The sequence below is a fragment of the Hoeflea sp. genome, assembly GCF_984452065.1.
This window is the reverse complement of record NZ_CFHWAF010000001.1, coordinates 17,840-40,253: the sequence shown is the minus strand read 5'-3', so window position 1 is coordinate 40,253 and position 22,414 is coordinate 17,840. Positions and strand designations below refer to the sequence as shown.

22 protein-coding genes are annotated in these 22,414 nt (G+C 61.7%); 12 read left to right on the top strand and 10 right to left on the bottom strand.

What is annotated here, in order from left to right; all coding sequences use genetic code 11:
• Positions 1-9: 9 nt before the first annotated feature.
• From AC5E6N_RS00215 to AC5E6N_RS00205, 3 genes are all read left to right on the top strand, one after another.
• Positions 10-411, top strand: a complete 402-nt coding sequence (locus AC5E6N_RS00215; RefSeq protein WP_491745906.1) for a YcbK family protein — start codon at positions 10-12, stop codon at positions 409-411.
• A gap of 146 nt (positions 412-557) precedes the next feature.
• Positions 558-1,202 carry a L,D-transpeptidase gene (locus tag AC5E6N_RS00210; RefSeq protein ID WP_491745905.1) on the top strand — a complete coding sequence of 215 codons (645 nt, stop codon included), beginning with the start codon at positions 558-560 and terminating at the stop codon, positions 1,200-1,202.
• 40 nt (positions 1,203-1,242) lie between these two features.
• Entirely contained in the window at positions 1,243-1,791 is a 549-nt protein-coding gene (locus AC5E6N_RS00205; protein ID WP_491745904.1) for an OmpA family protein, read from the top strand.
• Here AC5E6N_RS00205 and AC5E6N_RS00200 read toward each other — a convergent pair.
• The 4 genes from AC5E6N_RS00200 to AC5E6N_RS00185 are packed head-to-tail and all read right to left on the bottom strand — an operon-like array spanning position 1,788 to position 6,112.
• Positions 1,788-2,042 carry an acyl carrier protein gene (locus tag AC5E6N_RS00200; RefSeq protein ID WP_491745903.1) on the bottom strand — a complete coding sequence of 85 codons (255 nt, stop codon included), beginning with the start codon at positions 2,040-2,042 and terminating at the stop codon, positions 1,788-1,790. The genes AC5E6N_RS00205 and AC5E6N_RS00200 overlap by 4 nt on opposite strands.
• A gap of 8 nt (positions 2,043-2,050) precedes the next feature.
• Entirely contained in the window at positions 2,051-3,172 is a 1,122-nt protein-coding gene (locus AC5E6N_RS00195) for a 2-oxo acid dehydrogenase subunit E2 (RefSeq protein WP_491745902.1), read from the bottom strand.
• On the bottom strand, positions 3,169-5,226 hold the full coding sequence (locus AC5E6N_RS00190; RefSeq protein ID WP_491745901.1) for a dehydrogenase E1 component subunit alpha/beta: 2,058 nt from the start codon (positions 5,224-5,226) through the stop codon (positions 3,169-3,171). The genes AC5E6N_RS00195 and AC5E6N_RS00190 overlap by 4 nt, the downstream gene beginning before the upstream one ends.
• The gene (locus tag AC5E6N_RS00185) at positions 5,174-6,112 is read right to left on the bottom strand and encodes a class I SAM-dependent methyltransferase (protein WP_491745900.1); all 939 of its coding nucleotides are present in this window, start codon (positions 6,110-6,112) and stop codon (positions 5,174-5,176) included. The genes AC5E6N_RS00190 and AC5E6N_RS00185 overlap by 53 nt, the downstream gene beginning before the upstream one ends.
• Positions 6,113-6,223: 111 nt before the next feature.
• On the opposite strand from AC5E6N_RS00185, the gene AC5E6N_RS00180 reads away from it, so the two are divergent.
• On the top strand, positions 6,224-7,279 hold the full coding sequence (locus AC5E6N_RS00180; RefSeq protein WP_491745899.1) for a hypothetical protein: 1,056 nt from the start codon (positions 6,224-6,226) through the stop codon (positions 7,277-7,279).
• An 11-nt stretch (positions 7,280-7,290) separates the two neighbouring features.
• On the opposite strand, the gene AC5E6N_RS00175 is transcribed toward AC5E6N_RS00180, so the two are convergent.
• Together AC5E6N_RS00175 and AC5E6N_RS00170 are read right to left on the bottom strand one after the other, a co-directional pair.
• Entirely contained in the window at positions 7,291-8,640 is a 1,350-nt protein-coding gene (locus AC5E6N_RS00175) for an aminotransferase family protein (RefSeq protein WP_491745898.1), read from the bottom strand.
• On the bottom strand, positions 8,637-9,440 hold the full coding sequence (locus AC5E6N_RS00170) for an SDR family NAD(P)-dependent oxidoreductase (RefSeq protein WP_491745897.1): 804 nt from the start codon (positions 9,438-9,440) through the stop codon (positions 8,637-8,639). Before AC5E6N_RS00170 ends, AC5E6N_RS00175 begins: the two co-directional genes overlap by 4 nt.
• A 230-nt stretch (positions 9,441-9,670) precedes the next feature.
• Here AC5E6N_RS00170 and AC5E6N_RS00165 point away from each other — a divergent pair, with 230 nt between their 5' ends.
• From AC5E6N_RS00165 to AC5E6N_RS00150, 4 genes are read left to right on the top strand one after another with little or no spacing between them, the layout of a single operon-like run.
• On the top strand, positions 9,671-10,756 hold the full coding sequence (locus AC5E6N_RS00165) for a polyamine ABC transporter substrate-binding protein (RefSeq protein ID WP_491745896.1): 1,086 nt from the start codon (positions 9,671-9,673) through the stop codon (positions 10,754-10,756).
• A gap of 26 nt (positions 10,757-10,782) precedes the next feature.
• Positions 10,783-11,922: an ABC transporter ATP-binding protein gene (locus AC5E6N_RS00160; RefSeq protein WP_491745895.1), complete on the top strand. Its 1,140-nt coding sequence runs from the start codon at positions 10,783-10,785 to the stop codon at positions 11,920-11,922.
• A 10-nt stretch (positions 11,923-11,932) separates the two neighbouring features.
• Complete coding sequence (locus AC5E6N_RS00155) at positions 11,933-12,829, top strand: ABC transporter permease subunit (RefSeq protein ID WP_491745894.1); 897 nt, start codon at positions 11,933-11,935, stop codon at positions 12,827-12,829.
• On the top strand, positions 12,826-13,629 hold the full coding sequence (locus AC5E6N_RS00150; RefSeq protein ID WP_491745893.1) for an ABC transporter permease: 804 nt from the start codon (positions 12,826-12,828) through the stop codon (positions 13,627-13,629). Before AC5E6N_RS00155 ends, AC5E6N_RS00150 begins: the two co-directional genes overlap by 4 nt.
• A gap of 93 nt (positions 13,630-13,722) precedes the next feature.
• Here the strand turns inward: AC5E6N_RS00150 and AC5E6N_RS00145 are convergent, their stop codons facing one another.
• Positions 13,723-14,409, bottom strand: coding sequence for an SH3 domain-containing protein (locus AC5E6N_RS00145; protein WP_491745892.1), 687 nt, complete (start codon positions 14,407-14,409; stop codon positions 13,723-13,725).
• Between the two features lie 167 nt (positions 14,410-14,576).
• Positions 14,577-14,846 (bottom strand): hypothetical protein, encoded by a 270-nt coding sequence (locus tag AC5E6N_RS00140; protein ID WP_491745891.1) that lies wholly within the window; start codon positions 14,844-14,846, stop codon positions 14,577-14,579.
• Positions 14,847-14,940: 94 nt separating this feature from the next.
• Between AC5E6N_RS00140 and AC5E6N_RS00135 the strand changes: the two genes are divergently transcribed.
• Positions 14,941-15,561 (top strand): TetR/AcrR family transcriptional regulator, encoded by a 621-nt coding sequence (locus tag AC5E6N_RS00135; protein WP_491745890.1) that lies wholly within the window; start codon positions 14,941-14,943, stop codon positions 15,559-15,561.
• Between the two features lie 206 nt (positions 15,562-15,767).
• Positions 15,768-16,727, top strand: a complete 960-nt coding sequence (locus AC5E6N_RS00130) for a GGDEF domain-containing protein (protein WP_491745889.1) — start codon at positions 15,768-15,770, stop codon at positions 16,725-16,727.
• A 280-nt stretch (positions 16,728-17,007) separates the two neighbouring features.
• Here AC5E6N_RS00130 and AC5E6N_RS00125 read toward each other — a convergent pair whose 3' ends face one another.
• Positions 17,008-18,207 carry an MFS transporter gene (locus tag AC5E6N_RS00125; protein ID WP_491745888.1) on the bottom strand — a complete coding sequence of 400 codons (1,200 nt, stop codon included), beginning with the start codon at positions 18,205-18,207 and terminating at the stop codon, positions 17,008-17,010.
• Between the two features lie 276 nt (positions 18,208-18,483).
• Here AC5E6N_RS00125 and AC5E6N_RS00120 point away from each other — a divergent pair, with 276 nt between their 5' ends.
• Together AC5E6N_RS00120 and AC5E6N_RS00115 are read left to right on the top strand one after the other, a co-directional pair.
• Positions 18,484-20,139 (top strand): acetate--CoA ligase, encoded by a 1,656-nt coding sequence (locus AC5E6N_RS00120; protein WP_491745975.1) that lies wholly within the window; start codon positions 18,484-18,486, stop codon positions 20,137-20,139.
• A 4-nt stretch (positions 20,140-20,143) separates the two neighbouring features.
• Entirely contained in the window at positions 20,144-21,616 is a 1,473-nt protein-coding gene (locus tag AC5E6N_RS00115) for an aldehyde dehydrogenase family protein (RefSeq protein ID WP_491745887.1), read from the top strand.
• 25 nt (positions 21,617-21,641) lie between these two features.
• Here AC5E6N_RS00115 and AC5E6N_RS00110 read toward each other — a convergent pair whose 3' ends face one another.
• A complete protein-coding gene (locus AC5E6N_RS00110) occupies positions 21,642-22,403 on the bottom strand; it encodes an SDR family oxidoreductase (protein WP_491745886.1) in 762 nt (253 codons plus the stop codon).
• Positions 22,404-22,414: the final 11 nt, after the last annotated feature.

Here is a 22,414-nt window from a genome sequence, read left to right as displayed (position 1 = left end):
TACAGCGTCATGCGTAAGCTTGTTTTCTCCGTTCTTATCGTCGCGGCGGTCGGCCTGCCGCTTTCGGGTTGCGCCAGCTTCTTCGGCCTTGGTTCGCAAAAGGCAACGGTGCACTACAACGACACCAAATGGTGCGTTCCACGCAAGCTCAAGCGCGTCCTCAATCGCGTTTCCCGGCGCTACGGAACCGTCGTCGTTCACTCCACCAAACGCTGGTGGTTCGAGAACTGGCGCAAGGGCGGCGCGAAAAACTCCTATCACCTGAACTGCAAAGCCGTTGATTTCAGCGTGCGCGGTGATCCCGCCTCTGTTCTGGCCTTCCTGCGTTCGCAGCGCGAGGTGGGCGGATACAGCTATTATCGCCGCACCGGCCACTACCACATCGATACCGGACCGCGGCGCACCTGGTAGGTGCCGCGCGGCGCCCGTTGCGGTCGCGGCAGCGCGCGAAGGTTGACCCTCCCTGCTGTTTTCGCATTTAATGTCAGCATGTGACATCAGCGCACATGGAGGCGCGACCGTGCGCGGGGCCGGACAACCGGCATAGGGAGAGCACAATGAAAAGGCGTAGCCTGTTGAAAGGTGCCGCTGTCGCAGCAGCGGGTCTGAGCATGCCATCCATCATCGTCAACCGATTGATGGCCCAGTCTTCGAAATATTTCAAAGGCGCGACGGCGGACGGCGATCACCGCTACCCGAACACCAATTTCACGTCGATCGATCCGCGCTGGCATCGGCAGATGGTCAAATACTTCTCGGACGAGCCGGAGGGAACGGTCGTCGTCGACACCCGCAACCACTATCTTTACTGGATCTGGGAAAACAACACCGCCATGCGCTACGGCGTCGGTGTCGGCCGCGAGGGCTTCCAGTGGTTCGGGCGCGCCAATGTCGCCCGCAAGGCCCGCTGGCCGCGCTGGGTGCCGCCGGAGGCGATGAAACAGCGTCAGCCCGGCCTGCCGGATTCCATGGATGGCGGCCCGAACAATCCGCTGGGCGCAAGAGCGCTCTACCTTCACGGAAAGGGCGGCGGCGACACCGGCTACCGGCTGCATGGAACCGCAGAACCCTGGTCGATCGGCTCGGACGTGTCGTCCGGATGCATCCGCATGTTCAATGAGGATGTGATCGACCTTTATCGGCGTGCGCCGATCGGCACCGCTGTGCTGGTGCTCGAGCACATTTCAGATAGGGCAGGATAGCAACAAGGCGCCGGGGACAGCGCCAGATGGGGGAAAGAGTATGAGGAGTATTCTCCGGATAACGGCGGCGGCGGCACTGCTGATCGCCGGCATTGCGGTATCGGGCTGCACGGGCACCAATGCGGCGCTCGGCGATCCGAACGCCGGTTCGACGGACGACACCGCCGTGGGCTTCGCCGACATCAGGACGGGCAGCGAGGAAAATTTCATCATGACCGCCGGACGGCGCGTCTATTTTTCCAGCGGGTCATCATCGCTTGACGATGTCGCCAAGGAAACACTTGACCTGCAGGCGGCCTGGCTCAACCAGCACACGAGCTGGCTGATCAAACTGCAGGGATTCTCCGACGATCCGGGCAATACCGACGCCAATGTCAAATTGTCCGATCAGCGCGCCAATGCGGTCATGGATTATCTGGCATCCAAGGGCGTCAGCCCGCAGCGCATGTGGGCCAAGGGTTATGGCAAGGAGCGCCTGGTGCGCAATTGCCCGGAGCTTGCCTGCAAGGCCCAGAACCGCCGGGTGGTCGTCAATCTGCGCCAGGAATTCGACGCCGCCGCACCCCAGTATAAGGGAACGCAGAGCTAGCCGTTGCTGTCCACATAGCCTGCGATCAGGTTGACGGTTCCGAAGTTTTCGATCGTCAGATCGTCATCCGGAACCGTGATCTTGAACGTCTGCTCCAGCCACATGATCAGTTCCATGGTCGCAGCCGAATCGAGAATATCGGCCTGCGGAATAAAAGCGTCGTCGCCAAGGCCCTCGGCGCTGTTTCCAAGCGCGCCCGCCAATGCGCCGATCTTCTCGCGTATCTGCTGCTTTGCCGTTTCCGGATCCATGGGGTCCCCTAGGTTTGGTTTGTCTTCCTGATCGCTTCGCCATCGGGCTTTGTCAGTGAATGCACGGCCTGGAAAGCCGCCGCCCCGTCGAGCACACGGTGATCATAGGTCGCGCCGAGAACGCAGCGGCCGTCATTCGGCGCGCTGTGCGCGACCATCAGCGACACATGCGCCGGAAGGATCGGCATATGCCGCAGAACCGGCCAGCGGGCCATGCTTGAGATGGCGACCGTCGCGCCCTTCATCTCCTCCGGCTGCAGGCGTCCGCGCATCGCGGCACGGTGCAGGCGTCCGAAAGCATCGACAAATTCCCGCGCGGTCATGTTCTGGGCATCATGAATGACCGGCAGAAAGAGCTTGTCGCCGACATCGACCGTGAATCCCAGGTTCACCGCGTCATAGAGAAAGCGCTGACCGTCCGAGATGGTCGAGTTGAGGCCGGGTTTCGCCAGGACATAGCGAACAAGCTGATAGGCGATCAGCGGCACGAGCGGACTGCTGAGCAGGCCTTCCTCATCCCGGAACGATTGCGCGAATTCCTGCCACGGCGTTTCGTCATAGGCGGCTTCAAGATAGGTCGGCACCGCTTCGCGCCCATGCCACAGAACCGATTGCATCATCGCCGCTTCATAGGCGCTCAAAGGCGCGGCGCGGCCCGCAGCCGCCGGCGGGTCAGACAGGCCAGCGGCAGCAGCGGGCACGGCCCCTGCCAGAGGGTTCTGCGACAGATACGCCTCGACATCGCCGACCTGCATCCGGCTGCCGCTCACCGGCACCACGCTCTCGCTCAGGCCATGCTTACGCAGAAGAGCCATCGCACCCGCGGTCGGCCGTGTGCGTGTCGAGGGTCCCGTGTCCCCCTCACCGGCGTCGTCCGGCACCTGCGACTGCGGCGTCTCACCGATCCAGATCAGCACGGCCCCGACCGTAACCATCTCACCCTCGATGCCGGAGATGCCGACGACGTAACCGTCCGTTTCCGCCTCGACGACGACGGTTGCCTTTTCAGATTCGATCTCCGCCACCGCCTGACCGGCCTGGACCGCATCGCCATTGGCAACCTGGAGGCTGACGAGCAGAACCTCGTCGTCATTGTTGTTGATCCTTGGAACGTAAAGAGGGTCTGTCATGGCGCCTCGAACATCCGGCAAATCTCGGCAACGACCCGCTCGGGGCCCGGCAGGACCTGTTCCTCCAGCGAGCGCGCCGAAGGAACCGGTATCGACGGCGCCCCGATCCTGAGCACGTTGCCGGCAAACCCCGCCTCGGCCAGCAATGCGGCGATTTCCGCGCCAACGCCGAATTCCGTGGCCGATTCCTCGACAATAACAATGCGCTCACGTTTTAACAGCGCATTGAGCAATGTCTGCCGCGGCAATGGCGCGATCAGCGATGGCAGGACAATCTCAACGCCGATCTCCTCGTCGCGTTCAAGCGTTTGCGCCGCAGCTTCGGCAACCGGCGCCATTCCGCCATAGGCGACGATCGTCACATCCACGTTGTCGCGCGCACTGACCAGCGTCGGGAAAAGCCTTGCCGCCCTGTCCGTCTCCGCGGCCGGCAGCTGGGCAAAGGGTCCGGGCCGGTTCGCGAGACTGTAGAGCAGCTTGTGTTCAAGAAAAACGACGGGGTGATCCCACCGCATCGCGGCATGTTCAAGCAGCTGCTCCATATCGTGGCGATGGCTGCCGGAGACGACCGTCAGTCCCGGAACGGACGCACACAGGCTCTCCGGTATCTGGCTGTGGGTCGCGCCATATCCGCGCCCGCCCCCGCACGCCGTGCGCACGACCATCGGCACTTCGGTCTCATCAAAAAGCGCCGGAAACTTGACCGCATGATTGTAGAGCTGGTCCATGCCGAGACTGATGAAATCAGCGAACATGATCTCCACAATGGGCCGCTTGCCGGCCATGGCGAGGCCGATGCCGGAGCCGACGATGCCCGCCTCGCTGATCGGCGTCGAGATGACCCGCTCGCCGAATGCACTGGAAAGACCTTCCGTAACCTTGAACGCACCGCCATAGGGATCATGCAGGTCCTCGCCAAGAAGCACCACATCCTCATGCGTCTGCAGAAGGCGGTGAAGCGTCTCGTTCAGCGATTGGCGCACCGTGCGTTCCGCGGCCGCACGGGTCGCAGGCAAGGCGGAAGGCTCCGGCATGTCTTCACCGAATACATGGAACGGAACCGCATCGAACCGGGCCGGACGGGACTCCATCGCCCGCGCCAAAGCGGATTTCAGGAAAACCGCGTTATCGGCTTCTATGCGCAACCTTTCATCATCGGGAAGAACGGCCGCAACGCGCGCCAGCGGATCACGGGCTCGAACGGCGTCGAGTTCGGCCTCTGTCCTCGGATCATCGCCCTTGCTGTGAGGCCCGAGACGCATCGTGTCGACGACCAGAAATCCCGGCGAGCGTGTCGAACGGACGGTGGAAACGGCCTCGCCGGCCACACGAAACAGATCGGGCGCATCGTCGCTGACCCGCCACGTGCGGATGCCGAAGGCTTCGCCGCGCGCGGTCAGCGAACCGGCGGTTGTCGTGTCCGTCCCGGTGGTCTGGGCAATGCCGTTGTTCTCAACCACAAAAAGCACCGGAACGTCCCACACGGCGGCAAGGTTCAAGGCCTCATAGACCAGCCCCTGCCCCAGCGTTCCGTCGCCGATGACGACGGCGACAATACTGCGCTCGCCATTCAGCTTGCGCGCCAGCGCCTGACCGACTGCAATCGCGGTCATGCCGCCCTGCACGCCGCTGCTGTGGAAACCGCGATGGGCCAGATGCTGGCTGCCGCCATGCCCGCCGCAAATGCCGCCTTCCCGGCCCATGATCTCGGCAAAGAGCGCCGCGAAAGCGCCGCTATATGTCAGGAAATGGCCGTGATTGCGGTGATTGGAAAATATGGCGTCGCCCGGATGATCCAGTGCCCGCACGACGCTCATCTGGCACAGCTCCTGCCCCAGGCAGGTATGCGTCGTGCCGGCCAGCTGTCCCTTGCTGAACAGGTCGAGCAGAATCTCCTCCGCGCTGCGGATAAGGTGGCCGAAGGCGTAGATCGCCGCAGGGTCATCCGCAATGACGGGCTTGCCGTTTGCATCGCGGTCAAATCCGCTGTCCGGCATCGTCTCAAGCCGCATGTTCGACAACCATGGCGGTGACTTCGGGCGGGCTGTCGTCATCCTGCCGGCTCGGATGACGCACGGTCAGATGAGCCCTGACGGACAGCCCTTCGGATTCAACAAGATCAATCAGTTCGCGCTCATTCCTGAACAGGAATATGTGGTCGGGCTGCGGCGCGTTTATGGCGCCGGTCAGGAACGCGCGTCCGTTCTTTTCCAGCGAAGATCGCAGCCCGCCGATCAATGCAGCCGGATCGGGCACATGCTCAAGCAGTTCGCCGCATATGATGCGTTCGGCTGCCGGCAAGTCCCCGGCAGACAGGATATCGCCACGCCGCAGCGTGCATCGCCCGATCATATCCGACGCGGACAGCATGCCCTTGCAGAAATCAAGGCTTTGCGGGCTGAGGTCGATGAGCAAGGCAGGATTGGTCCGCCACACATTCAAAGCCTCAAGCCCGAGCAGCCCGTGGCCCGGGCCCCACTCCATGACGAGGCCGCCGTCGCCGGGTGCCGCGTCGAGAAAGGACCGGCGGTAGAACTCCAGAAGCCTATAGTGATGCGGCCAGAGGAAATAGGAGCACAAAAGCCCGACGAGATAATACTCTTCCATGACCTCCGGATTGGCATAGAAATCCTCTTTGAGGCTCTCCAGTTCCTCAGGCCCCGCCGAATATTGTCCGGTCTGCTTGAACGCGATCTCCTCGCGCAAAATCGTGCTTCCAAGGCGCTGAAACCCCCGAGCCGGCCATTGCGGGAACGGCTTTTCGGGAAAGGCGCGCGTCAGAAGGCCGAGATATCGCTCGAAATCCTCCAGATATGCCTCACCATGGCTCGCCAGCAGGCTGTCGACGGCGGACGAGGACGAACCGAACAGCGTCTTGTTCAGCGATTGCTGCAAGGCGTCCACCAGTGGAAACGAAACGGTCGTCTTGTCTTGCGTCATATGTGATAAAGCGACCCGTGGGCTGGTCAGGGACTGGCGAGACGGTGATTGCAATCCCCTTGTGAAGCGCAAAGATAGGCGAAACGGCCCGGAATCGAAAGGCAAAATCGGATGGTGGAAATTCGGACCTATGACGGCGACGGCACGGACCTCGAAGAACTGTGCCTGCGCGTCCGGACCGGGGAAGGCGATGCCGGAAAATGGGAGCCGCTGTGGAACGCGGCCTATATACGCCGGCAGATTCTGGCGCCCGCCAAAAATCGCGAACTCGCCGTCGCAGCCTATGATTCCGGTCGACTGGTCGGCGCGTTCTTTGCCGTACCCTACAGGTTCCGGGTTCGGGGCCGTTCCTTACCCGGCTCCTTTTCAACCTGCCTGATCGTCGATCCGGCCTATCGCGGTCTGACACCCTATGTGATCGAGAAATTGCGGCGGCGGCATCGGGAGAACGGCATTGCTTTCTCCCTTGGTTTTGTCATGGGCCAGCCCGGCTCCGGACCCTATGAATGCTGGACCGGTTACGCAAAGGCCTATCCGAAGAACTGCCGTTTCGTCTCGGACGCCGGCAACTGGATCGCCGCCTTCGACATCTCGGTTCTCGACGATGCCAGCCGCGAGGAACGGGACCGTGCCGTTGCACAGCTGACGGGGCAGCGCGGCGGCGACAACGCACGGCCAAGCGGAATAAAGATCCGCGCGTTCCGGCCGGACGATCTGCCCGCGTGTCTGGAACTGGCGCAAAAACAGGTCGAGCGCGCCGACTGGGCGATTGACTGGGACGAAACCGCCCTGATGACGTTTCTGGAGAAAAACCAAAACGGCACCGCATTCGTCGCCGAGCATGACGGCACGCTGTGCGGCCTCGTCAATTACCACCAGCTGCCGCTGTGGAACGGCGCGCCGGTCGGCAACGCCGTCTTCGATCTTCTGGCAACCGCGCCCGGCAAAACCGCAGCCGGCGCTGCACTTTTGGACGCCACGTGCAAAAAGGCGCGGGACGAAGGGGCGCAGCTTGCCACGGCCCTGCGCTCATCCATGTTCCGGGCGCGGACCATGATCCCGGCGGGTTTTCTGCCCTCGCCCGATTCCGGGCGTCTGGTCGTCCTGTTTTCCGAGGACGACATTGAGGCCGGGCCGTCCGAGAATTACGAGCTTCTCCTGCGGTAGCCGGAAGCGGTCTAAATCCAGGAAGGCACGCGCGACAATATGCGTTTTAGCCCGGCGAAGGCCTCCGCGAAATGCTCGTCCTCCAGAATGAACGGCGGCAGCAGCAGGATCCGGTTGCCGGCAAAATGCACCCAGAGCCCGCGCGCGTAGCAGGCCTTCGCCACCATATCCATCTCGGTCGCATTGAGCGGTTCACGGCCGGTTTCGTCGCGCACGAGATCGATAGCCAGGAGCATGCCGATGCCGCGCACATCGTCGACGACCTGAAGGTCCTTCAGTTGCTGCAGTTCGGCAAGAAAGGCGGCGCCCCGTTCGGCTGCCTGCTCGATCAGATTGTCGCGCGTCAGAATATCGATGGCCGCAAGGCCGGCCGCACACGCGCCCGGATGGCCGGCATTGGTGGAGCCGTGATTGAAGCGGGTTCCGTCCGAATCGGACAGGAAAACCTCCCAGATTTCGTCCGTCGCGACCGCCGCGCCGAGCGGGAAATAGCCCCCGCTGATCGCCTTGCCGAGGCACATGACATCGGGATCGAGATTGAAGCGTTCCGATGCAAAGAGGGTGCCGGTGCGGCCGAAACCCGTCGTGACCTCGTCCACCACCAGCTTGACATCGTAGCGTCGGCACGTCTCGCTGACGACATCGAAATAGGCCTGTCCCGGGGCGATCGCCCCGCCCATGCCCTGCACCGGCTCGATGATGAACATGGCGACCGTCTCGGGCCCCTCGGCGAGGATGGTCCGCTCTAGTTCCTTCGCGCACGCGACCTCGAAGGCCTCGCGCTCCTCTTCGCTCTGGCGGTCCCGGTTGAAGGGCGCGGGTATTTTCAGGAACCCTTCCGGCATCGGCCCGAAACCCTGCTGGTCCTCCGCGAAACCGGATGCGGCAAGCGCTCCGTAAGATACGCCGTGATAGGCGTTCAGCAGCGAGATCACCTTGTATTTCCTGGATCCGGTCCGGTGAAAATACTGCCGCACCATTTTGATCGCGGATTCGACCGATTCCGATCCGTTGGAGGTCAAAAAGACACGATTGAGCCTTTTCGGCACGATCTCGGAAATTCTTTGCGCCAGATCGATCGCGGGCCGATGCGCCGTGCGGAAAAGCGCGGCGAAACTGAGTTCATTCAGCTGCAGGGTGATCGCGTCGACGATCTCGGGGCGTCCAAGACCCAGCGGCGCATTCCACAGGCAGGAGGTGAGATTGAGATATCGCTTGTCGTTCTGATCGAACAGGTACGGTCCTTCGCCGCGTTCGACGACAATGTTCTGTGCGTTCAGAACCTTCTGCATCTGGGTAAAGGGATGCCACAGATGATATTGGTCTTCACCGGCATCCGGTGACACTTCGGCAAGGCTCATTGTTCTGGCGTCTCCGTTTGAACCATGGGCAGCGGGATCGTCTGCGTCCAGCCGAGCGGCAGCGTGCTTCCGGTAATCCAGCCGGCATCGCTGGACGCAAGGAATGCCACCGCATTGGCGATGTCATGGCGCGAACCGGTGCCGAGCGGGTGACACGCATTGACCTGATCCCAGGCTTCCTTCGAGAAGTCCCGCGCAAATTCGTGCAGCATCGGCGTGTGCGCCAGTGCCGGCGCTATGCAAACGGCCCTGATTTTCCGCGGCGCAATCTCAAGGGCCAGCGAGTTGGTCAGCGCGATCACCGCCGCCTTGCTGGCGCCATAGGCCGCATTGCCCGCGCAGGCGTTCTCCGCCAGCACCGAGGCAATATTGACGATCACGCCGCCGGGGGACGTCAGATGCGGCAGTGCCGCGCGGATGACGCGAACGGTTCCCATGACGTTGACGTTCATGGTCGTGTCCCATTGCTCATCGGACAGGTCCTCGAAGAGGCCGAAACCGCTGACGCCGGCGCAGTTGATGACGGCGTCCAGCCGCCCGAATTCCGCGGCGGTGCCGGCGATCATCTGCTTAACGAATTCCGGGCCGGTGATGTCGCCGCCATGCCAGCGAAGCGGAACGCCCCGGCGTTCGAGACGACCCAGAAGCCGTTTCGGTTCGACCCGATCGGTCAGGACCAGCGTCGCCCCCTCCTCGCCGAACTTTTCAGCGATCGCACCGCCGAAGCCGCGATCGTTGGCGCCTGTGACAAGCACGATCTTGTCGGCAAAGCGGCTGACAGAGGCTGATTCGTTTTCCATACTCCCGCCTTTGTTTGGACGCGTGACGCTGGCCGGCATAGTAGCGGCACGTTTCCTGTCCTGAAACGCTTTTTTTCAATGGCGCGAACGCGCCGCCGACGCGCATTTTTTCTCGACGCCCGGCCACCGGATGTGCATTCTTATGCCGACAATCGGGGGTCGCACGCCTTGGGCGGGCACAGCACTCCCAAAAACTGAAATGCCAGGATGGACGCAGGCGGGAAATCACAATGAAACCAGCAAAATACCTGATCGCACTGTCGCTGACGCTCGGCGCAACCGCCGCGTTGGCCGACGAGGTGCGTGTTTACAACTGGTCGGACTATATCGACGAGGCGCTGCTTGAGAAATTCGAGACGGAAACCGGCATCGATCTGATTTACGATGTTTTCGATTCCAACGACGTGCTTGAAACCAAGCTTCTCGCCGGCAGTTCGGGCTACGATGTGGTGGTGCCGTCGGCAAGTTTCCTCGCACGGCAGATCAAGGCCGGCGTTTTCCAGCCTCTGGATCAGTCAAAGCTGCCGAATGCCGGGCATCTTTGGGACGCGATCAAGGAGCGCACGGAACCCTACGATCCCGACAATGCCTATTCGGTCAACTATATGTGGGGCACGACCGGTATCGGCGTGAATGTCGACAAGGTCGCCGAAGTGCTGGGCGACGATGCGCCGGTGGACTCGCTGGAGCTGGTTTTCAATCCCGAATATATGGAAAAACTGGCAAGCTGCGGCGTGCACTTCCTCGACGCATCGGCGGAGATCATTCCCGCCGCGCTGACTTATCTTGGAGAAGACCCCAACACCCAGGATACCGATATCATCGCAAAGACCGAACCCGTCCTCAGCGCGGTGCGGCCCCATGTGCAGAAATTCCACAGCTCCGAATACATCAACGCGCTCGCCAATGGCGAAATCTGCGTCGCCTTCGGCTATTCCGGCGACATCCTGCAGGCCCGCGACCGGGCGGCGGAGGCGGATAACGGCGTCAACATCGCCTATAACGCGCCGAAGGAAGGCGCCGTCATGTGGTTCGATCAGATGGCCATCCCCGCCGACGCGCCCAACCCGGACGCCGCGCACCGGTTCCTCAACTTCATGATGGATCCGCAGAATATGGCGGCCGCTTCCAACTATGTCTATTACGCCAACGGCAACCTTGCGTCACAGGAGTTCCTGGAAGAGGACGTGATCAAAGATACCGCGATCTATCCGGATGCCGAGACCATGAAGGCGCTCTATCCGACAATCGCCTGGATCCCGCGCACACAGCGTTTTGCGACGCGGATGTGGACCAGGATCAAATCGGGCACCTGAGCGCGCTGCGGTCTTCGGGGGGAAGGATGGATCAATCGGGCGCCGCGCCGGAAACGAGACCGTGGGAAAAGGCCGGGGCGAGCCCGCTCATCCGTTTTGAAGGCGTGACCAAGCGGTTCGGCGGCTTTACCGCCGTCGACAATCTGAACCTCGACATATTCGAGGGGGAGTTTTTCGCGCTGCTCGGCCCTTCCGGCTGCGGCAAGACGACCCTCTTGCGCATGCTGGCCGGTTTCGAGGCACCGACCGACGGCCGCATCATCCTTGACGGCCAGGATATCGGCCCGGTGCCGCCGAACCGGCGCGCGGTCAATATGATGTTCCAGTCCTATGCGCTGTTTCCGCATCTCACCGTCGCCGACAACATCGCCTTCGGCCTCAAGCGCTCCGCCATGGCGAAGCGCGACATCGCCGGCCGAGTCGAGGAAATGCTCAACCTGGTTCAACTCAAGGGCTTTGCCGGCCGCAAGCCGCACCAGATATCGGGCGGCCAGAGGCAGCGTGTCGCGCTGGCCCGCGCCCTCGCCAAGGCGCCGAAACTCCTGTTGCTCGACGAGCCGCTCGGCGCGCTCGACAAGAAACTGCGCCAGGAAACGCAGTTCGAACTCGTCGACATTCAGGAAAAGACCGGCACGACCTTCGTCATCGTCACCCACGATCAGGAGGAGGCGATGACGGTCGCGAGCCGGGTCGCGGTCATGGACCATGGCCGGCTTGCTCAGGTCGATACGCCCGACCGTATCTACGAAACGCCGAATTCGGTCTACGTCGCCGACTTCATCGGCGACATCAACCTGATCGCGGGCAATGTCCATTCATCCGGCGACGGGCGCGTTGCCATCTCCTGGGCCGAGGGCCAGCCGGACATAGAAAGCGAACACGCAGGCGCGCTCGCGGCCGGCACGCCCTGCACCTTCGCGATCCGCCCGGAAAAAACCGCCATATCAAAGGAGCGGCCTGAGAATGCGGCGAACGCCGTTTCGGGCAAGATCCACGACATCGCCTATCTCGGCAATATCTCCACCTATCATGTCCGCCTGGACAGCGGTCACATCATCAAGGCGCAAGCCGCCAATCGGGAACGGCGTTCGCGGCAGGGCCTGACCTGGGAGGACAGTGTCTGGCTCTCCTGGCCCAGGACCGCCGGCCTCGTGCTGACACAATAGGAGACCGGCTGTGAACGTCCGCCGCGCCATACTCATTGCCATCCCCTATCTGTGGCTGCTGGTGCTTTTCCTTGTTCCGTTCCTGATCGTTCTCAAGATCTCCCTGTCCGACACCGCCATCGCCATCCCGCCCTATGTGCCGACCCTCGACCTGTCGGCCGACTGGCGCGGTTTTCTGGCGCTTCTCGGCCAGCTCGATTTCGAGAACTTCATCTTCCTGACCGAGGACGACCTTTACTGGAAGGCATTCCTGTCGAGCCTGACGATTGCGCTTGTATCCACTTTCCTCACCCTTATGGTCGGGTTTCCCATCGCCTACGGAATGGCAAAAGCGCCGCCGGTCTGGCGTCCCGTTCTCATGGTGTTTGTCATCCTTCCCTTCTGGACCAGTTTCCTGATCCGGGTCTACGCCTGGATGGGCATTTTGGGACAGGAGGGTCTTCTCAATCAGCTGCTGCTCGCCCTGGGCGTCGTCAACGAACCGCTGGTTCTGCTGAACACCCCGATCGCGGTCTATATCGGCATCGTCTACACCTATCTGCCCTTCATGGTGCTGCCCATATTCGCAACGCTGGACAAGCTCGACGATTCCCTGATCGAGGCGGCGGAAGATCTGGGCTGTTCGCGCACGCAGGCTTTCTGGCTGGTCACCGCCCCGCTGTCGCGGCCCGGCGTCATCGCCGGCTGCTTCCTGGTATTCATTCCGGTCCTCGGCGAGTTCGTCATCCCCTCTCTGCTTGGCGGTTCCGGTACGCTGATGATCGGCAAGGTCCTGTGGGAGGAGTTCTTCACCAACCGGGACTGGCCCGTCGCCGCCGCCGTCGCCGTCGTTCTGCTGCTGGTGCTGATCGTGCCCATCGCCCTGTTCCAGCGTAACCAGCAGAGGCAGGAGGAGGCCGGCCGATGAGGCGCATGAGCTGGTTCAATGTCACTGCGCTGACGCTTGGTTTCGCCTTCCTCTACATCCCGATGGTCATTCTGATCGTCTACAGCTTCAATGCCTCGCGGCTGGTCACGGTCTGGGCCGGATTTTCGACCAGATGGTATTTCGAACTACTGCAGAACGAAGCGTTTCTGGACGCGGCCTGGGTGACGCTCAAGGTCGCCCTCTTTTCATCCACCGCAGCCACGGTGCTCGGCACAATGGCAGCCTATGTGATGGTGCGCGGCGGACGCTTTTTCGGCCGCACCCTGTTTTCGGGCATGATCTATGCGCCGCTTGTCATGCCGGAAGTGATCACCGGCCTGTCGCTGCTGCTGCTCTTTATCGCCATCGGCCTCGACCGCGGGGTCTTCACGATCGTGCTGGCCCACACCACATTCGCCATGTGCTACGTGTCGGTCGTCGTCTCGTCGCGCCTTGTCAGCTTCGACCGGTCGGTCGAGGAAGCCGCGCTCGATCTCGGTTGCACGCCGCTCGATGCTTTTCGCAGCGTCACGCTCCCTATCATCGCGCCTGCGGTGATCTCGGGCTGGCTGCTTGCCTTCACCCTTTCGCTTGACGATCTGGTCATTGCATCATTCACGTCGGGGCCGGCGTCCACCACGTTGCCGATCCGCATCTTCAGCGCCGTCAGGCTGGGAGTCAGTCCCGAAATCAACGCTTTGTCGACAATCCTCATCGCCCTTGTGACGATCGGTGTGATAACCGCCTCGCTCGTTTCCAAACGCGCTTTCGTCAGGCGGAAAAACGCCGAGAGCGCATAAAGCGGCAAATATACGGCTGAACCGCCCCACCCGAAATGCGGGATGGGGCGGCCTTTGAACGAGGACGGTTGCGATCCGGTCATCGGCTGCGGGTTACCGCCTGACAGGCCGTTGACGGACTGCCGTGTTGCCCTGCGGACCCGTCCTCCTGACCGTGCAGTTCGGATCGCCGCGCCTGCATGTGACCGTCTTGCTCGCAGAATTGCCGGACGGGGTCGTGACCGTTCGCCTTCCGGCGCATGCATCGCCGACGCAGCCGCCGGTGCTGCGGAGGGTGTCGCCCTGGCTTCCCGTCACCGTCCGTGTTGCCGCACAGGCATTTCCGATACATCCGGAACCGCCGGTGGCTGTTCCGGGCGGCGGCGGGGGTGGTGGAGGCGGCGGCGGCGCGTAGTAACGGTTCCACTGACCATACCAAGGATAGGTGTTGTAATAGGTGTCCCAATAGACACGGTTGTACGTGACCGTTGCGAGACCGACGGCGGCAGCGACACCCGGGGTGACGACAACGGTCTGTCCGCCGCTCGAAACACGGATGTAATTGGCCGACGCCCAGCCTCTGGCCGAACCGTAGGCAATGTCGCACCAGGTGACATTTGCATTGCAGCCGTAAACCGTCACGGCTGCCGATTGCGGCACAACCACCACGACGGGATACTGTGTCGATGGGCCGGCACGCAGGTTAAGGTTGACCGTGACCGTTGCGGAATTTGCCGCATGGGCAGGCGCGCCCAAAACGGCGAGCATCAGGAATGCCGGTAACAAATACCTCAATGCCATGATTATCTCTCCAGATTGGTGTGAAGGACCCGTCAGGGCCAGTTTGCGGGGGGCGGCCGATAATCCGGCCCTGACGGGCGGACCTTCTGATACAAACGGGCGGCAATCCCGGCACATCGGGGCAGATTGTGCTTTCTGGGATCGTCGCGCGTATCAGATGGCCCGTACTACGATTGAAGCTTCTGCAGGCACAAACCCGCGGGACGGGCATTGTCCTGCGCGACCTTCCTGCTCATCTGTCCCGACATGACGAGGCTGCGCGCCTGCTGGCGGACCACATCCTGCAGATCGGACGTCGGTGTCACATAAGGGGCGCTTGCATTGTAGATCTGCCTTGCCGGTTCTGAGAGGGAAGCAGCACATGCGTCCGCCTCACTCTGTCCGGCAAATGCGGATGTCGGTAGCAAGGCCAGAGCCAATACGGTAAAATATTTCATAACACTCTCCTGGTTGTGGGTTGGTACTGGTTAGATAAGTTTGCGACGGCGCACCCACTACTCAGTTTTCGGCGACAGCTTTTTTTGACGAACCATGCAACAGGGCATTGAAAGAAAAAGGAAAAATCCACACCAGCAAAGGGCACGGCAGACGATCGAGCTGATTCTCGAAGCAACTGCTCAGGTTTTGGAACGCAGCGGCGACACAAAATTCACCACCAACCACATTGCCCGGCGCGCGGGTTACTCCATCGGCACGCTGTACCGGTACTTCCCGGACAAAATGTCGATTCTGAGGGAAATGGCGCTGGCGGACCTCGAACTGCAGGAGAAAAGAGCACGCGAATTGCTGGCGGGATCGCAAGGCGCGACGGGGCATGAGGTTATTGCGCATCTGGTGAGTTCCACACTGCAACCGTTCAGACGCAGCCGGGCCCGCAAAAGCATGCTTCTGTCTTTATTGAGCGACGCGGAACTGGTCGCGCGCGCAAGCGACGTGCATTTGCGCATCATGCACATGTTCCAGTCGCGCCTCGCCGAAATCGATCCGGCACGGTTCCGGCAACCCGACGATATGTCCTGTATGGTGCTTTCCGGCGCCCTCGTCGGCAGCATCCGCACGACCCTGTTCACAGAGCCGGGATATCTCAACGATCCCGAATACGAACGGTCGTTGATCGACCTGGTTATCCATATCGTGTCCAACCGGAATTAGCCGGCACCTCTCGCCTGCAAGGCCTTTCATATCCAATACTCAATCCGGGTGAGCCGGTGCCTTTGCATGGCGCTTGCTGGAAACCAGGTTCCTGACGGCAATTCTTTATTGACCATTACGGAAGCACACGGTCCGCAGTTGAACCCTTTTTTAAAGAAGGGAATGGACAATTTGAGCGCGAAACGGAATCCGCTCGGGGGTACAAAATGCGAATCCGCGAATTGCTGATGCACAAAGGCCGGAACGAGATCAAACTGATCGGGCCGGATCAGGGCCTGTTGAAAGCCGCACATCTGCTTCAGGCCAACAATATCGGCGCGCTTCCCGTGGTGGACACGGATTTCAGGCTCGTGGGAATCGTTTCCGAGCGTGATCTCGTTCGCTCCATGGTCGAATTCGAGCAGGCTTTCTTCGAAAAGACGGTCTCCGACGTGATGACCGATTCCGTCGTCACCTGCCGCTCGGACGATCCGATGGACGACATTTACGAGACGATGATCGAAAACGGCATCCGCCATGTGCCCGTTGTCGATGACGAGGGACTTCACGATATTCTCAGCATCCGGGATTTCGAATTCGCTTATCGCCGCCTCAAATCACAGGCCCTCAGGGACAGCCTGACCGGGCTGCACAACACAGGCCATTTGCTCAACATCCTCGACGGCGAGTTCAACCGCTACCGCCGCTTTCAGTCGCCACTCTCCGTCGCGTCCGTCCGTGTCGACGGTTTTGAAGACATCAACGACCGGGAGGGACATGCTGCGGGTGACGCGCTGCTCAAGGAACTGGCAACACTGCTTGTCGACCAGACCCGTGCCTATGACAGCGTCGGCAGAACGGATGAAGACACGTTTGCAATCGTGTTCCCGAACACCGAGCCGAAAACCGCCATACGCACGTGCGAACGCATTTTGCAGGTGGTCAGATCGCACGCCGCAGAGGCCGGACCGGTCTGGGGCAGCGTCAGCATCGGCGTCGCCTATGCCGATCAGGAAATCCGCGACGGTATGAGCATTCTGCGGATTGCAGCTGAACGCGTGCAGCGCGCGGCCGATGCCGGCGGCGACGGCATCGATGCGCCGGTTTTGAAGGGCGCCGCTTCCGAGCCGGTGGCTTCGCAGGTGAGCGTGCCGGCGGAAGGTGCCGGCCGATCAACGCAGCACTAGAGTATCCGTTTTGGTCAAGCCAGTTTAGTGTTCCACATTCTGCCTGATCCGGAACGAGTGGAGCGCCGTTTATGCCGCAGCGGTTTTGATCGCCCTCGGCAACGATCGCCGTGGCAGCCTTGCGGCCGGTCACGATGACACCGGAAGACGTACTCGCTTCGGATGACATCGCAAATTCATAATCAGCAATATGATAATACAAATCATCATCAAGCCCGGCTGAAACCGGCGGATCCAAGACGACAACCGGAGGAAATCATTGCGATCTTTGCCGCGTCGGTCAGCGGAGATTGCGCCTGTAGGCCCGGCGCAGGAAGATGGCGGTCGCGATCGACAAGGCGATCGACACCGCCGCCGCCACCGCGCCGACGCCAAGCGCATCGCGGTAGTCGCCGCTGCGTGCCAGAACCGCACCGGCGAGCCAGGGACTTGTGAGCCCGGCCAGTCCCCAGGCGGTAAAGACCACGGAGAAGTAGCGCGCAAAGCCCTCGCTTCCCAGAAGCTGCCGGGTGAGGATGGGATAAAGCGATGCGACAAGCCCGTATGCGAGGGCGACGACGGCAAGGCCCGAAACAATCGCTACCGGGTCGGCAATGCGGATGCAGATCAGGAGCCCGACTGAAGACAGGACCGGCGGCAACACGATCAGATGGTCAAGTCTGAGGATCCGGGCAAACAATCCGGCGCACAAGCGGCCTGCGGTGTTGGCCACGGCGACCGCCGCAAGCCCGACACCCGCCAGCAGCACGGACCCGCCGCCTTCCTCGATGATCGTGCTGGCCAGTCCCAGGGTCATCAGCCCGGCGCCGGCCGCAAACGCGAAGCCGAACCAGAGAAGCGGTATCCACAAGCCAATGTCCCGGCCGTCGCCCGTCTTCACCGAAACGGCTTCCCCTTTGTCTTTTTCAATCTGCCTGTTGGGCGATTTTTCTAATACCGAGAAAGAAGCGGCGATCACAAGGCAGACGGCCGGGAACACCAGCGCCTGCATTCCCCATTCCTCCGCAACCAGCCACCTCAGGACCGGTCCGAAAACCGCCCCGCCAAGGCCGAAGGAGGCAACCATCAGGGCGGTGTTCATATCGGCCCTGTCCGGATCCGAACGCGCCGCCACATCAAGACAGGCGAGATAGATGGCGCCGCTCGCCGCGCCGAAACCGGCGCCGAAACAGAGCGCAAACAGGAAGAAATTCGAGGCCGATGAGGCCGCTATGAGTGCCGCTGCGCCGGCGAGGCAGAAGACTATGCGCGCGCGGCGGCCGCACAGGTCGATGGGAAGCCGCGCCGCCATGAGCAGGGCGACGGTGAATGCGACGATTGCGATGGAAAAGACCATGCCGGCATGTTCGACACTGACGCCGAAGGAGCCGCGCAGGGCGGTGATCATGGCGCTCCAGGCATAGAGCGAGCCGGAGCAAAAGCACTGCACGCAGGCGATCGGCACACGCGGGGCGGACCGCGCAAGCCCTGCGCCGGTCACCGGCTGCCCCTTCCGTCATCAGCGTGCATCACCGGATCGGCGCTCCACCCCATGTGCTCAATCCCCACAGCATTTTGCCAGTCATCCGATAACGGCGAGCGGGACACGTGTAAAGCTCTCGACCCACCCTGAAACACAGCCTTGCCCGGCCGTTTGAATCTTAACTTGTAAAGACAAATATGTTAAGAACGCTTGCTACGGTGTCATGTCCCGGTCTCACCCACGAAGACCGTGGATGGAATGACCGGCAGGCGATGGGAGGAACGCTTGGACTATATGGACAGGCTTGCCGAGGATAAGCTCCGGCAGCTCAATCTTGAACGGAATTCGGACTCCCTTCGGATCACATGGCCGCAATCGGCAAACATCTATCACATGACGCTCGGCAAGCATCTGGGACCGGACAACCGCGACAGAACCGCCATTGTCTATGAGACCCCGGACGGCAGCCTCGAAGAGATGAGCTTCGCGCAGGTCGAACGGGCCGCGTCCGGACTTGCCGCCTGTCTTGCAAATCTCGGATATGGCCCGGACGATCTCATTGCGCTGCACACGGGACAGCACCCCGATACCGCGGTCGCCCATATGGCGATCTGCAAGCTTGGAGGTATCGCGGTCACGCTGTCGCAGCTCTACGGGCCCGACACGCTGAGCGACGCGCTCAACGACTGCCGCGCCCCGGTGATCCTGACGGACGAGGCGGCGTGGAACGGCCTGCGTCCCGGCGCCTCTGCCGCATTTCCCCATCTGAAACACGTTCTCTTGCGCTCACCCCATAGGGGCGAACACGATCTGGCGGACGCATTCCGGACATCGCCGGACGGATTGACCGAAGCCTATCGCAGCGCCGACGACCCTGCCCTTTTGATGTACACCTCCGGATCGACGGGAAAGCCGAAGGGCATCATGCACGGTCACCGTGTCCTCGCCTCCTACACGCCGTCGATCAATCTCTTCTTCAATCTCTCCATGAACGATGAGGACGCGGTCTACTGGTCGCCATCGGACTGGGCCTGGGTGGGCGGCCTTCTGGATATGCTCTTTCCGGCGTGGATGGCCGGGCGGACGATTGCCACCTCGCTTGACCGCTTCAAGGCGGAATGGGCCTACCGTTTCATGGCGAGGCACAAGGTCACGCACACATTTCTGGCGCCGACAGCCATCAAACGGCTCGCCCAGACACCCAACCCGCGTGCCGACCATGACCTGTCCCTTCGGGTCATATGCACCGGCGGCGAAGCGCTTGCGGCCGAAACGCTCGAATGGGCCGAACAGCGGCTGGGTGTCGTCTGCAACGAGTTTTACGGCATGACCGAGGTCAACCACCTGATCGGCAACTGCGCCGCGCTGTTTCCCAGAAAACCAGGCTCCATGGGCCGGGCTTATCCGGGCCACGACGTACGTCTCGTCGATGGCGATGGCCTTGAGGTCGGCGACGGGGAGCCGGGCGAAATCGTCACAACGGCAAACGCGCCTACACGCTTCCTCGGTTACCTCAACAATCCCGATAAGGAAGCGGAAATGCGGCATGGAGAGTTCCTGAGAACCCACGATCTCGCCGTCAGGGATGCGGACGGCTACTACTGGTACAAGGGCCGCTCCGACGATCTCATCAAATCCTCGGGCTTTCGCATCGGACCGGCGGAAATCGAGGAGTGCCTCATCGCACACCCTTGCGTCGCCGAGGCCGCCGTTGTCGGCAAACCGGACGCCGACCGCGGATCGATCGTCAAGGCGTTTGTCAAACTGCGCGCCGGAGAAGCCGAAACGGAAGCGTTGAAGGATGCGCTCAAACACCATGTGCGCGATCGGCTCGCGGCCTACAAGGCGCCGCGCGAGGTCGCGTTCGTGTCCGAATTCGAAATGACCTCCTCGGGCAAGATCAACCGTCGTGTCCTGCGCGAGGCGGAACGCAAAAAGGCCGGAGTTTAGGACCTTGAACACGATTGCACTCAACAAGGACGTTGCCGATTTCATCGCCTCGAAACAGGGACTGCGCATAGGATCGGGGCAGATCGATACCGACAACGCAATTGCGGTTATCAACCCGTCGGACGGCACGCTTCTGACCGAGGTTGCCCGGGCGGGCGCAAACGAGGTGGACGCCGCCGTGGAGACCGCGTCCCGAGCATTCGAGGCCGGACCCTGGCGGACGATGGGACCGGACGCCCGCAGCAGGGCTTTGTGGCGGCTGGCCGAACTGATCGAGGAGCGTGCGGAGATTTTCGGACAACTGGATGCGCTCGACAACGGCAAGCCGGTCCATGTGGCACGCGACGTCGACGCGCTCTGGTCGGCGCGGCACCTACGCTATTTCGCCGGCTGGCCGGACAAGATCGAAGGCGCAACGATCCCCGTCAACATACCCGACCGGCTGAATTACACACTGATTGAGCCGGTCGGCGTGTGCGGGCTGATCACGCCCTGGAACTATCCTCTGCTTATGGCCGCATGGAAACTGGCGCCGGCATTGGCCGCCGGCAATACGGTTGTCTTGAAGCCGTCCGAGGAAACACCGCTTTCCACGCTTTACCTTGCCGACCTTGCCCTTGAGGCCGGACTTCCGGAGGGCGTGCTCAACGTCGTGCCGGGACTGGGTGGCGACGCCGGCGCGGCGCTCGCCGCCCATGGCCGGGTTGCCAAGATCGGATTTACCGGCAGCACCCGCACCGGCAGGCAGATTGTCGAGGCCTCAAAGGGAAACCTGAAGAAGGTTTCGCTGGAGCTTGGCGGCAAGGCGGCCAATATCGTCTTCGCCGACGCCGATCTTGAAAAGGCAATTCCCGGCGCGTTCTGGGCGAATTTCGGCAACAATGGACAAAGCTGCACCGCCGGCTGCCGGCTTTATGTCCATGCATCCGTCCATGATCAGGTGGTCTCCGGCCTGACGGACATAGCCGAAAATCTCAAGGTCGGCCCGGGATTCGACGATCCGCCCAACGATCTCGGCCCGGTCATCAGCGAACGGCAGATGAACATGATACTCGGCTATGTCGATGATGGCCGTTCGTCCGGTGCCGCCGTGTTGAGCGGCGGCAAGCGCGACGCCCGTGACGGCTGGTTCATCCGTCCGACCATCATCACCGACGTGACCGACGACATGACCATTGCCAGGGAAGAGATTTTCGGGCCGGTGATCTCGGTTCTGAAATTCGAGAACGAGGATGATGTCTTAAGGCGCGCCAACGACACCGACTACGGTCTTGCCGCGGGTCTTTGGTCGCAGGATGTGACGCGCGTCCGGCGGATGGCGGAGCGTCTGCAGGCCGGCACGATCTGGGTCAATTGCTGGGGTGAAACCGATGCCGCCTCGCCCTTCGGCGGCGTCAAGCAATCCGGATACGGCCGCGAGATGGGCCGCGAGGCGATCGCCCTTTATTCGCAGACCAAAAGCGTGTGGGTCGCCTGAGAGACGGACAGCGGCAAATGTCCGGTCAGATCCTGAGCAGCCCGCCATCGACGATCAGGGACGTGCCGGTCACATAGGTCGAAAGATCGGATGCCAGATAAAGGCAGGTGTCGGCCACCTCTTCCGGTTCGCCCCAGCGGCGCGCCGGAATGATGTCGAGATAACCGTCGCCGGTATCGGTGCCGATCACCGGATCGTCCTCGACATTCATCTGCGTGCGCATGATGCCCGGATTGACATTGTTGACCCGGATTCCCATCGGCCCCAGTTCGTCCGCCAGCGAGTAGGTCAGGAGCCTGACCGCGCCCTTGGTCATATTGTAGTGACTGAAGCCGCCCGTTCCGCGCATGCCGGCGACCGAACACATGTTGATGATGACGCCGGATTTGCGTTTGGCCATGGCCCTTGCCGCTGCCTGCGAGCCGAAAAACACGCCCTTGATGTTCACGTCGACCATCTTGTCGAAGACGTCTTCCGTCGCATCCAGTATCGGCTGTTTGACGAGGATACCGGCATTGTTGACCATGATGTCGAGCCCGCCCCAATCTTCGGCCGCATCAACCACGGCTTGCAGATCGCCGGTCTTGCTGACATCGCATGTCATGAACCTGGCGGCACCGGGCTTGAAGCTGTCGATCATGGCAACGGTCGGCTCGCCGCCTTCGCGCACCTCCTCGCTCAGGTCGGCGACAATGACCCGGGCTCCGTTTTCGACAAACTTCTTGGCGATCGCGCGGCCATTGCCGCTCGAACCGCCGGTGATGATCGCGACCTTGTTGTCCAGCATCGTTTTGTGCC

Coding starts and splice junctions, on each gene's coding strand:
- AC5E6N_RS00215 (WP_491745906.1), top strand. CDS start 10: ATGCGTAAGCTTGTTTTCTCCGTTCTTATCGTCGCGGCGGTCGGCCTG.
- AC5E6N_RS00210 (WP_491745905.1), top strand. CDS start 558: ATGAAAAGGCGTAGCCTGTTGAAAGGTGCCGCTGTCGCAGCAGCGGGT.
- AC5E6N_RS00205 (WP_491745904.1), top strand. CDS start 1,243: ATGAGGAGTATTCTCCGGATAACGGCGGCGGCGGCACTGCTGATCGCC.
- AC5E6N_RS00200 (WP_491745903.1), bottom strand. CDS start 2,042: ATGGATCCGGAAACGGCAAAGCAGCAGATACGCGAGAAGATCGGCGCA.
- AC5E6N_RS00195 (WP_491745902.1), bottom strand. CDS start 3,172: ATGACAGACCCTCTTTACGTTCCAAGGATCAACAACAATGACGACGAG.
- AC5E6N_RS00190 (WP_491745901.1), bottom strand. CDS start 5,226: ATGACGACAGCCCGCCCGAAGTCACCGCCATGGTTGTCGAACATGCGG.
- AC5E6N_RS00185 (WP_491745900.1), bottom strand. CDS start 6,112: ATGACGCAAGACAAGACGACCGTTTCGTTTCCACTGGTGGACGCCTTG.
- AC5E6N_RS00180 (WP_491745899.1), top strand. CDS start 6,224: ATGGTGGAAATTCGGACCTATGACGGCGACGGCACGGACCTCGAAGAA.
- AC5E6N_RS00175 (WP_491745898.1), bottom strand. CDS start 8,640: ATGAGCCTTGCCGAAGTGTCACCGGATGCCGGTGAAGACCAATATCAT.
- AC5E6N_RS00170 (WP_491745897.1), bottom strand. CDS start 9,440: ATGGAAAACGAATCAGCCTCTGTCAGCCGCTTTGCCGACAAGATCGTG.
- AC5E6N_RS00165 (WP_491745896.1), top strand. CDS start 9,671: ATGAAACCAGCAAAATACCTGATCGCACTGTCGCTGACGCTCGGCGCA.
- AC5E6N_RS00160 (WP_491745895.1), top strand. CDS start 10,783: ATGGATCAATCGGGCGCCGCGCCGGAAACGAGACCGTGGGAAAAGGCC.
- AC5E6N_RS00150 (WP_491745893.1), top strand. CDS start 12,826: ATGAGGCGCATGAGCTGGTTCAATGTCACTGCGCTGACGCTTGGTTTC.
- AC5E6N_RS00145 (WP_491745892.1), bottom strand. CDS start 14,409: ATGGCATTGAGGTATTTGTTACCGGCATTCCTGATGCTCGCCGTTTTG.
- AC5E6N_RS00140 (WP_491745891.1), bottom strand. CDS start 14,846: ATGAAATATTTTACCGTATTGGCTCTGGCCTTGCTACCGACATCCGCA.
- AC5E6N_RS00135 (WP_491745890.1), top strand. CDS start 14,941: ATGCAACAGGGCATTGAAAGAAAAAGGAAAAATCCACACCAGCAAAGG.
- AC5E6N_RS00130 (WP_491745889.1), top strand. CDS start 15,768: ATGCGAATCCGCGAATTGCTGATGCACAAAGGCCGGAACGAGATCAAA.
- AC5E6N_RS00120 (WP_491745975.1), top strand. CDS start 18,484: ATGGACAGGCTTGCCGAGGATAAGCTCCGGCAGCTCAATCTTGAACGG.
- AC5E6N_RS00110 (WP_491745886.1), bottom strand. CDS start 22,403: ATGCTGGACAACAAGGTCGCGATCATCACCGGCGGTTCGAGCGGCAAT.